The following is a 9,202-nucleotide window of genomic DNA, read 5'->3' as shown; positions in this document are numbered from 1 at the left end:
TCGCCGCGACGCCGTGTCGAAGGCCTTCCCCGGCAAGCGCCTGGTCGCCCCGGCCGGCTCGCTCAAGCAGCGCAGCAACGACACCGACTACCCGTTCCGCGCGCACTCGGCGTTCCTGCACCTGACCGGCTGGGAGAACGAGGCCGAGCCCGACTCCGTGCTGGTGTTCGAGCCGACGGACGACGGACACGAGGTGACGCTGTACTTCCGCGAGCGCGCCGACCGCACCACCAGCGAGTTCTACTCGGATGCCACCATCGGCGAGTTCTGGATCGGCCCGCGGCCCTCGCTCGCCGGCGTCGCCGCCGATCTGGCCGTGGCCACCGCGCACATCGACGCCTTCACCGCCGGCGACGACGACCTGGTCGTGGACGCGGACGACGAGCTGACCCGCTTCGTCTCCGAGCTGCGCCTGGTGAAGGACGAGTTCGAGATCGCCGAGATGCGCCGCGCGGTCGCCGTCACGGCATCCGGGTTCGAGGACGTCATCCGCGACTTCGACCGCGCGATCGCGCACCCCCGCGGCGAGCGCATCGTCGAGGGCGTCTTCCACCAGCGCGCCCGCAGCGACGGCAACTGGGAGGGCTACGACACGATCGCGGCGTCCGGTCCGCACGCCTGCTACCTGCACTGGACGCGCAACGACGGCACGGTCGTCCCGGGCGATCTGATCCTGATCGACGCGGGCGTCGAGGTCGACAGCCAGTACACCGCCGACATCACGCGCACGCTGCCCGTGAACGGCACCTTCTCCGACGTGCAGCGCCGTGTCTACGAGGTCGTGCTGGAGGCCGCGGACGCCGCCTTCGCCGCCGCCAGGCCCGGAGTGCGCTTCCGCACCGTGCACGAGGCCGCGATGAGAATCATCGCCGAGCGCACGGCCGAGTGGGGCCTGCTGCCCGTGACCGCCGAGGAGGCGCTGGACGCCGACAAGGGCGGCCAGCAGCGCCGATACATGGTGCACGGCACCTCGCACCACCTCGGCATCGACGTGCACGACTGCGCGCAGGCGCGTCGCGAGATGTACTACGACGGCATCCTCGAGGCCGGCATGGTCTTCACGATCGAACCGGGCCTGTACTTCCAGATCGACGATCTCACGGTTCCGGAGGAGCTGCGCGGCATCGGCGTGCGCATCGAGGACGACATCCTGATGACCGAGGACGGCCCCGTCAACCTCTCCGCCGGCATCCCGCGCACCGTCGCCGACGTCGAGGCGTGGATCGCACGTCTGAAGCGCTGACGATGGGCAACCTGTTCGCATTTCCGCACCTGCTGCTGGGGCTGTTCTTCTACGTGATCGCACTCGCCGTGGTCGGCGCCGCCCTGTACTTCGTTGTGCGCCTCGCCGTGCTGCATGCGCTCAAGGCGCACACCCGCTGGGTGGATCAGGGCAAGTCGTAGGTGTGACGGGGCAGATGGACGACGGGCAGCTCATCGTCTTCGACCTCGACGGCACCCTCGTCGATCAGAAGGCGGCAGCCGCGCGTTGGGTGGACGAGTTCATCCGCGGGTGCGGCGCGGACCCCGATCTCCGGCCCTGGATCATCGGCGAGCTGACCGCGCGCAGGCCGAAGGATCAGGTGTTCCCCGGCATCGTCGAGCGGACTTCGGCGAGGGTGGACCCTTATGCGCTGTGGCAGGAGTACCGCCGCCGGATGCCCGAGCTCATCGAGCTCTTCCCCGGGGTCGTCCGCGCCCTGCGCGACCTGCGTGGGGCCGGATGGATGCTGGGGATCGCGACGAACGGGATCGCCGACAATCAGGTCGGGAAGATCGAGCGAACGGGCTTGGACGCGCTGGTGGACGATTGGGTCGTGTCGTCGGATGTCGGCATCCGCAAGCCCGACCCCGGTCTGGTCATCGTGCTGGCGGAGCGCATCGGCGTGCCGCTACGCGGCTGGATGGCCGGTGACGGGCTCGAGACGGACATCGAAGCAGGTCGCAGGGCGGGGTTGCGCACGGCGTGGATCACCGATCGTCCACACGCGGATGCGGCAGTCGATCTCGTGGTCGGCGATGTGCCCGGTTTCGCCGCAGCGGTGCTCAACCGCTGACGGGTACCCCGGCGTCGCGGAGAACCGCGCGGAGGACGACCTCGCCGGTGAAGTGGTGCGCGCGGATGCCGAGCGCCGCTGCTCCGGCGAGCTTGGACGGCGAGTCGTCGGTGAAGAAGACCTCGACGGCGGGCAGATCCAGCGCGTCCAGCACGTGCTCGAACACCCGGGGGTCAGGCTTGGCGAAGCCGATCTCGGCCGAGTTGAAGACGTCGTCGACATGCGCATCGATGCCGGACTCGCGAAGTTCGGCGGGGATCGTGTCGGTGCCGTTGGTGAGGATCGCCGTGCGGATGCCACCGGCCCGCAGCTCGTCGCCGAGCGCAAGCATCCCGGGATCCGGAGCCGATGGATGCCGCCCCCAATCCTCTGCCGCCTGCGGGTGGGCGATCCGCTCCCCCACGCTCCGCACCCAGTCGGCCCGGCTGCGGAGCCCCGTGACGACCGGATCGAGCAGCTCGGGAGCGAATGCCGCCGCGTGGATGCTGCCCTCGGACAGGCCGTGACGGGCTTCGATCGCCGTCACGTGAGCGGGATCGAAATGGCGCAGCACGCCGTCCAGGTCGAAGACGACGGCGCGGATCATGACTCCATCGTGCCAGGGACCGGCCGCGCAGATGTACAAGAGCCCTTTACCGAGTGCCCACCGCACCGTAGCGTGCTGGAGTGGAGTCCCTTCTCGAGATCGACAGCACCCGTCTCTTCGTCGACCAGCGCGGCCCCGAGGACGGGCATCCGCTCCTGTTCATCCATGGTGGACCGGGCAACCCCTGCTGGGACTTCATGGAGTCGGTCGGCGATCTGTTCGCCGACCAGGGCATCCGCATCATCGGCGTCGACCAGCGCGGCGTGCTGAGGTCCGATGACCTGCCGGAGGCCGCACCGCTGACGGTCGCCCTTCTGGTGCAGGACTTCGAGGGGATCCGCCGCCGGCTCGGCATCGACCGATGGACGCTCATCGGTCACTCCTCCGGCGGCGGCTACGCGCTCGAGTACGCGCTGACGCGTCCGGAGCGCATCAGCGGGCTGATCCTGGACTGCCCGGCGTTGGACGCCGACGCCACCGATCGGCATCGTCTGCCGAGGGCGGCGGCGATGCTGGACGAGGACGGGAACGCCGACGCCGCAGAGGCGTGCCGCACGCTCGCCGGGCTGGAACGCCGCCTGACCGGAGACGACCGCACGTGGGAGGCGATGCTGCCGCTGGGCCCCCGCTACCTGGACCTGTTCTTCCACGACAGGGCCACGCGCGGGCGGTACGAAGAGGTGATGACTGCGGCTCAGAAGGATCTGGATTGGGGGAAGGGGATGTCCCACCTCGCCCTGATGCCGGAGATGTACCGCGATCGCCGGCCGTCGCTCGCATCGCTGACTGTGCCCTCGGTTCTGATCCACGGGGAGGACGACCTGGTCGCGCCGCCGGTCGTGCGCGACGCGTACCGCACCGCGACCGGAGGGGATGTCGTCACCATCCCGGATGCAGGTCATTTCGCGTTCGTGGAGCAGCCGGAGGCGTACGTGGGCGCAGTCATGCGGTTCCTCGACACCGAATGAGTTCGTTACATTTCCGTTACCGGATTCGATCGATCTTGCCTCGAACTTGCGTTCGAATGTCGGAGGCCCCTCTCAGAATGGAGTCATGGCTCTTCTCACCGACATCGAGCACCAGACCGCGGCACTGCGCGACCTGTTCGGCTGCGATGTCCCGGCGGAGGAGCTGACATCGCGCATGAGCGCATTCGATGCCGACGCGCTCGTGGACGCTGTGACGGCAGCATCCACTCTGATGCGTGCGGCAGAGCGGATCAGCATCGTCGGAGCCGGTGTCGCCGCCGCGCGCTGGAACTGCGGATCCAGGGGCGCACGATCCGCGACCAGCTCGACCCCGACGGCGCGGAACGGCGCTTCACCGAGCGGTACGAGCGACGATCGTTCCGGATCTGGACGGATGCCGACGGCATCGAGCGCGGACGCATCGACTTCGAGGACGACGGAGCCGCCTGGATCCGTGCGATCCGCGACTCGGCGCTGAGACCGCGACGCGGAGGGCCACGGTTCGTCGACTCGGCGGAGGCTGAGAAGGCTCGGGAGCTGACGGCGGATGCCCGCACGAACGATCAGCTGAGCTACGACCTGCTCATGGACGTACTCCGTGCGGGTGCACTCGCGGACTCGGAGTCGGTCTTCGGCACACGCCAGGCCGGTGTCCGGATCGTGCAGGTCGTCGACTCGTCAGGCACTGCGGTGAGCGCACGCACGGAGGACTATGGATCGTCCCTGCCCCTCACCGCGGCCGACCAGCGCATCTGCGAGACGGGAAGGGTGACGATCACGGTCGATCACCTCGGGAATCCGCTGGATATGGGCCGGGAGCACCGGCTGTTCACGCCGCGCCAGCGCATCGCGCTCGCTATCCGCGACGGCGGATGCCGCTGGCAGGGCTGCGACCGCCCCGCCTCCTACTGCGAGGCCCATCATGTCGACGAGTGGCACGCCGGCAAGGGCCGAACCGACATCGACCGCGGAATCCTGCTCTGCCGTCACCATCACATGCAGCTGCATCACAACGGCTGGCGCATCACACGCGACGGCACGTACGACTTCATGCTCCATCCGCCAGGCGGGAGTCCGCCCATTCCACTCCGCCCTCGCGCCGCGCTCGTCGCCGCCTGGGCGGGCATCGAGCCGCCACCGAAGAGATTCAGACCGCACGCCGCCTGAACGTCAGTCGGCATGACTGACGCTGCGAGCGACCCAGCGCGGAGGAGTCGTTCGCACGCAGCGGCTATCGTGGCAGCCGTGCCGATCAGTCGAAGTCCTGCTCCTGCAGTCGCGGTGATCCTGTCGAGCCTCGTTCTGTCATGGCTGTGGGCCGAGTCGGTGGATGCGCGGGCGAGCAGGCGATGGCTGGGGCGAGCGGCGAGCATGCCGTGCACCGACGCCTCCTCGTCGACCCTGCGTCACGCCGTCGTCGTGCTCGGTTACGGCAACACCGGCGAGAGCGCCAATCTCGTCAACCGCTTCCGGGTGCGCGCGGGCATCCGATCCCTCGACCCGGCCGCAGACAACCTGCTCGTGCTCTGCGGCGGCCCGGTGCACAGCAGCACGTCGGAAGCCGTGATCATGCAGCGCTACGCTCGCGAGCGCCTCGGCTATGCCGGCCCGACGGTGCTGGACACGACCAGCCGCTCGACGCGCGAGAACATCGCGCACGCGATCCCGCTCATCGAGCATGCCGACACGATCGCCATCGTCTCGAATGCCCCGCATGCCGAGATGGGCAGGGAGATCCTGTGGCACGAGCGTCCCGATCTCGCCGCCGGGCTCGTCCGCGGCGCCGAGCACCGCCTCGGCGAGGCCCCCGTGCTGAAGATCCTCGGCGCGCTGCGCGCGACGTACGCCAAGCGCACGGCGCTCTGGCGTCGGAGCTCCCGGAGCATCACTCCGGGTCCGCGACCACCTCGACCTTGAACCCGTCCTCGTTCTCGAGCCAGCCGGCGTAATGGCCGGGACCGCCTGCGTGCGGATATCTCTCGTCGTAGAGAGGCGTCCACCCGTTCCCGGCCGCTGCGCGCATGAGCGCGTCCACCGCGTCGCGATCGCCGCCGTGGAAGGCCAGGTGGTTCAGCCCGGGTCGGCGCCGGTCGTGCTCCGACGCCGTCAGGTTCGGCGAGGTGGTGAGCGTGAGATAGGCGTCCTCTGCGGCCCACGACCGCCCGCCTGTCCACTCCTGGTCGAGGGTGAAGCCGAGCCGGTCCAGAAGCCATGCCCAGGCGCCGAATCCCGAGGCATCCGCGACCCACAGCTCGACGTGATGGAATCCCGCCACGATCACTGCCTTCCGCGGTACACGGCGGTCCGCAGCTCGACCGCCCAGACATCACGCTCCGGCATCCGCAGCTCCTGGGCGACGGCGATCTCGGCCTCGACGTCGTAGGGCACCCGCATGAACTGGATTCCGAACGGCGCGCTGTCCTCGACGCCCAGCGCGCCTTCGAGGATGACGTACGAAGGAGTCGGCTCGTCGAGTGGGTTCCCGACGCTGCCGACGTTGAACAGAGTCCGGCCGTCGACCGACTCGACGTAGGCATCGTGGATGTCGGCGTAGCCGACGACGTCCGGCTCCGGACCGTCGCCGGTCATGTCCGTGTTCGCGAACATCCCCGCGAACTGCTCGGGCGTGTGATGGAAGTGCACCCGCACATGCGGGCTCTCCGCCGATGCATGGAACAGCCGAATGCGGCGGCCGCTCATGACCAGGTCATGGCTCAACGGCAGCGACCCGAGCCAGGACAGGCTCGACGGGGAAAGCTCGTCCCGCCACCACACCAGGCCCTCAGAGGCGTCGTCAGCGATTCCGGGCAGGAAGTCGTCCCAGTTGCCACGCACGTTCACCGCGCACGCCTCACGGCACAATCGCACCGCGGCCTCGCCGCGCGGTCCCTTCCCCGCCGTGTCGCCGAGGTTGATGATCTGCTCGATCCCTCTGCTGCGGATGTCCGCGAGAACCGCCTCGAGAGCTCCCAGGTTGCCATGCACGTCCGAGATGAGGGCGATGCGATCCGTCATGCCCCCATCGTGCCACGGCGGGCGGGATGGGGCGCCGCCGGCCGGGCTGCGGCGCGCTCAGCCGGTGGCCAGAACCCCGCTGAGGAACTCGACGACCGCCGGCGCGATCGATGCCCCGACCTCGTCGGCCGGCCGCTTGCGTCCCTTGACCTCGAAGGAGTGACCGCCGCCCTCGAACCAGGCGATACGGGCGTCCTGGCATGACGCCACCGCCTGCTCCAGCTGCGACAGCGGCTGTACGAACGGGTCGTTCGTCCCCTCCACGAACAGCTGCGGAGGGCGCACATGGGGCAGGTGCTCCACCCGCGGCTTCTCCGGCCTGCCGGGCGGATGCAGGGGGTAGCCGACGTACACGAGCCCGTCGACCTCCAGCCCCTCCGCGCCCGCCATCGACGCCATCCTGCCGCCATACGACTTGCCGCACGCGAAGACGGGCTCGCCGGGCACCTCGGCGCGCGCGGCGGCCACCATCGCACGCCAGGTCAGGATCGCGTGCGGCGCAGGTCCCGGCATCCGCCTGCCCGCCTCGGAGTACGGGAAATTGAATCGCACGGTCGTGAACCCCGCGTCGCGCAGGGCGCCGGCGAAGCCGACCAGGAACGGGTGCTCCATCCGCGCGCCCGCACCGTGCGCGATCGCGACGACCCCGCGAGACGGACTCGCCGGCCTCTCCCAGGCTGTGCTCACCCGCACCTCTCCGGAGGGCAGCTCGACCGACAGGCTCATGCCGCGTCCCGCGTGAACGGCAGACGCACGACCTCACCGCGGCGCGCGCGCAGCGTGCCGGCGATCACCACCACCAGATGCACCAGGCAGACCACCGCGTACAGGGTGATCGGGATGCCCTGAGGAAAGAATCCGGATGCCTCATTCGTGTGTGCTGCGAGCCGGATCAGTCCGAGCACGAGCTGCAGGAGCAGCAGCCCGGTCGAGAGCATCAGGAAGATCGCACCCCATCGCCGCGCCGCCGCCGCGTTCGCCTTGGCCAGCGGCCCCTGCCGGGACAGCGTGCCGTACGCGGCCACCATCGCACCGCCGGATGCCAGGGATCCCAGCATCGGCACCGGGAGCAGGATCAGCAGGCCCAGCGCCCATGCGGACACGCCGGTCGCCTCCCGCCCGGAGGTCATCGCGGCTCGGACGACTCGCCGTCGGCGCCGCCGCCGGCATCGGGCGACACGTCCCCGGCGGTGTCCGCGGCGTCTGCCGGAGGCACGGCCCCGGCAGGAGGCGCCGCGGGAGCCGGTGGCGCCGGCGGATAGGCGGGCGCCTGCGGAGCGGCATCCGCACCCGGCACCGGCAGCCGCTCGCCGAACTGCGGCGGCTTGCTCAGGTCGACGGTCGGTCGCGGCGTCTCCTGGCGCTCCGAGCCCAGCACCTGACGCGCCTTCGCCAGCGACGCCGCCTGCACCCGCACCTCGTAGTGGTCGGCGAGCATCTGCGTCATGCTCGCGAAGTCCCGGCGACGGCGGACGATCGAATAGGTCACCAGGCTCATCACCATGCCCAGCGCGACACCGATCAGGATGAACCCGAGGAAGAGCGAGACCGGGGCATTCGAGTTGCCGAACAGCATGACCGCCGAGAGCACGAGGCCGATCAGCACGCCGTTGATCGCGCCCGATCGGGCCGCGGCCGCATAGCCCAGCCTGCCGGTCACCCGCTCGACGGTGCGCACCCCCTGCCCGACGATCGCGATGTCGCGGGCCGGCACCTCGCCGGCGATCAGCTTCGAGACCGTCTTCTGCGCGACCTCGTAGTCACGTGACGACGCGACCATCTCGCCGAGGTCGGTGCCGTTCCCGGGCCGATTCATCATGCTCATCGTCCCATTGTCCCAGACCGCCCGGTGGGAGGTCATCCGACGGCGCTCCCAGCGATGCGCCGACTACGCTGGAACCCGTGAGCACACAACGGGTTTTCGCCGCGCGCCTGGCAGGCTGCGCCGTCTTCGATCCCGTGGGCGACCGGCTCGGCAAGGTCCGGGACGTCGTCATCGTGTACCGAAAAACGGCTGCTCCGCGCGTGATCGGCCTGGTCGTCGAGATCCCCGGGCGCCGACATGTGTTCCTCTCCATCGGACGTGTGACCTCCATCCGCGCCGGGCAGGTGATCAGCACCGGACTCATCAACGTGCGCCGCTTCCAGCCGCGTCCCGGTGAGGTGCGCGTGCTCGCCGAGTACCTCGGCCGGCGCGTCAGCCTCGCGGACGGCAGCGGCACCGCCGTGATCGAGGACGCCGCGATCGAGCAGGACCGGCACGGCGAGTGGGCCATCACGCAGCTGTTCCTGCGCAAGCCGAAGACCAGCGCGTCGCCGTTCGCGAAGGGCCCCACCACGTTCGCCACCTGGAACGAGGTCACCGAGCAGCAGCAGCCCGGCGAGGCGCAGTCCGCCGAGCAGCTGGTCGCCACGTACTCCGAGCTGCACGCCGCCGACCTCGCGACGACCCTGCTCGACCTGCCCGAGCAGCGCATGATCGAGGTCGCCGAAGAGCTCCCAGACGAACGCCTCGCCGACGCCCTCGAGGAGATGCCCGAGGACGAGCAGGTGGGCATCCTCGACCGCCTGGGCGA

The 9,202-nt window shown here is 69.8% G+C and carries 13 protein-coding genes; 7 read left to right on the top strand and 6 right to left on the bottom strand.

Features of this window, described 5'->3' with window-relative positions:
* The 3 genes from BGN97_RS11970 to BGN97_RS11960 form a co-directional block, all read left to right on the top strand.
* A partial coding sequence (locus BGN97_RS11970) for an aminopeptidase P family protein (protein ID WP_292701712.1) occupies positions 1-1,243 on the top strand: 1,243 nt, incomplete at its 5' end.
* A 2-nt stretch (positions 1,244-1,245) separates the two neighbouring features.
* Positions 1,246-1,404: a hypothetical protein gene (locus tag BGN97_RS11965; protein WP_292701709.1), complete on the top strand. Its 159-nt coding sequence runs from the start codon at positions 1,246-1,248 to the stop codon at positions 1,402-1,404.
* A gap of 2 nt (positions 1,405-1,406) precedes the next feature.
* Positions 1,407-2,057, top strand: coding sequence for an HAD family hydrolase (locus BGN97_RS11960; protein ID WP_292701706.1), 651 nt, complete (start codon positions 1,407-1,409; stop codon positions 2,055-2,057).
* Here BGN97_RS11960 and BGN97_RS11955 read toward each other — a convergent pair.
* On the bottom strand, positions 2,047-2,643 hold the full coding sequence (locus BGN97_RS11955) for an HAD family phosphatase (RefSeq protein ID WP_292701702.1): 597 nt from the start codon (positions 2,641-2,643) through the stop codon (positions 2,047-2,049). The two genes, BGN97_RS11960 and BGN97_RS11955, sit on opposite strands and share 11 nt — an antisense overlap.
* Before the next feature lie 80 nt (positions 2,644-2,723).
* On the opposite strand from BGN97_RS11955, the gene BGN97_RS11950 reads away from it, so the two are divergent.
* The 3 genes from BGN97_RS11950 to BGN97_RS11940 all read left to right on the top strand — a co-directional run bounded on the left by BGN97_RS11950 (position 2,724) and on the right by BGN97_RS11940 (position 5,528).
* Positions 2,724-3,611 (top strand): alpha/beta hydrolase, encoded by an 888-nt coding sequence (locus BGN97_RS11950; protein WP_292701700.1) that lies wholly within the window; start codon positions 2,724-2,726, stop codon positions 3,609-3,611.
* A 9-nt stretch (positions 3,612-3,620) separates the two neighbouring features.
* Positions 3,621-4,778 (top strand): DUF222 domain-containing protein, encoded by a 1,158-nt coding sequence (locus BGN97_RS11945; protein WP_363331432.1) that lies wholly within the window; start codon positions 3,621-3,623, stop codon positions 4,776-4,778.
* 78 nt (positions 4,779-4,856) lie between these two features.
* Entirely contained in the window at positions 4,857-5,528 is a 672-nt protein-coding gene (locus BGN97_RS11940) for a YdcF family protein (protein ID WP_292701698.1), read from the top strand.
* Here BGN97_RS11940 and BGN97_RS11935 read toward each other — a convergent pair.
* Genes BGN97_RS11935 through BGN97_RS11915 form a run of 5 tightly spaced genes read right to left on the bottom strand, consistent with a single transcriptional unit; the run spans position 5,497 to position 8,451 of the window.
* Positions 5,497-5,886, bottom strand: coding sequence for a VOC family protein (locus BGN97_RS11935; RefSeq protein ID WP_292701696.1), 390 nt, complete (start codon positions 5,884-5,886; stop codon positions 5,497-5,499). The two genes, BGN97_RS11940 and BGN97_RS11935, sit on opposite strands and share 32 nt — an antisense overlap.
* Before the next feature lie 2 nt (positions 5,887-5,888).
* Positions 5,889-6,626, bottom strand: a complete 738-nt coding sequence (locus BGN97_RS11930; RefSeq protein WP_292701691.1) for a metallophosphoesterase family protein — start codon at positions 6,624-6,626, stop codon at positions 5,889-5,891.
* Between the two features lie 57 nt (positions 6,627-6,683).
* The gene (locus tag BGN97_RS11925) at positions 6,684-7,352 is read right to left on the bottom strand and encodes an alpha/beta family hydrolase (RefSeq protein WP_292701688.1); all 669 of its coding nucleotides are present in this window, start codon (positions 7,350-7,352) and stop codon (positions 6,684-6,686) included.
* Entirely contained in the window at positions 7,349-7,756 is a 408-nt protein-coding gene (locus BGN97_RS11920; protein WP_292701686.1) for a hypothetical protein, read from the bottom strand. The genes BGN97_RS11925 and BGN97_RS11920 overlap by 4 nt, the downstream gene beginning before the upstream one ends.
* Positions 7,753-8,451, bottom strand: a complete 699-nt coding sequence (locus tag BGN97_RS11915) for a general stress protein (RefSeq protein ID WP_292701684.1) — start codon at positions 8,449-8,451, stop codon at positions 7,753-7,755. The genes BGN97_RS11920 and BGN97_RS11915 overlap by 4 nt, the downstream gene beginning before the upstream one ends.
* Positions 8,452-8,528: 77 nt before the next feature.
* Between BGN97_RS11915 and BGN97_RS11910 the strand changes: the two genes are divergently transcribed.
* A partial coding sequence (locus BGN97_RS11910; RefSeq protein ID WP_363331429.1) for a PRC-barrel domain-containing protein occupies positions 8,529-9,202 on the top strand: 674 nt, incomplete at its 3' end.

The organism is Microbacterium sp. 69-10, from assembly GCF_001897945.1.
In the GTDB taxonomy this organism is placed as follows: Bacteria; Actinomycetota; Actinomycetes; order Actinomycetales; family Microbacteriaceae; genus Microbacterium.
This window is presented reverse-complemented; position numbering and strand designations above follow the sequence as displayed.

What these genes read in the sequence shown, in the direction of transcription:
- BGN97_RS11955 (WP_292701702.1), bottom strand. Translation starts at nt 2,643, where the DNA reads ATGATCCGCGCCGTCGTCTTCGACCTGGACGGCGTGCTGCGCCATTTC.
- BGN97_RS11920 (WP_292701686.1), bottom strand. Translation starts at nt 7,756, where the DNA reads ATGACCTCCGGGCGGGAGGCGACCGGCGTGTCCGCATGGGCGCTGGGC.
- BGN97_RS11915 (WP_292701684.1), bottom strand. Translation starts at nt 8,451, where the DNA reads ATGAGCATGATGAATCGGCCCGGGAACGGCACCGACCTCGGCGAGATG.
- BGN97_RS11930 (WP_292701691.1), bottom strand. Translation starts at nt 6,626, where the DNA reads ATGACGGATCGCATCGCCCTCATCTCGGACGTGCATGGCAACCTGGGA.
- BGN97_RS11965 (WP_292701709.1), top strand. Translation starts at nt 1,246, where the DNA reads ATGGGCAACCTGTTCGCATTTCCGCACCTGCTGCTGGGGCTGTTCTTC.
- BGN97_RS11925 (WP_292701688.1), bottom strand. Translation starts at nt 7,352, where the DNA reads ATGAGCCTGTCGGTCGAGCTGCCCTCCGGAGAGGTGCGGGTGAGCACA.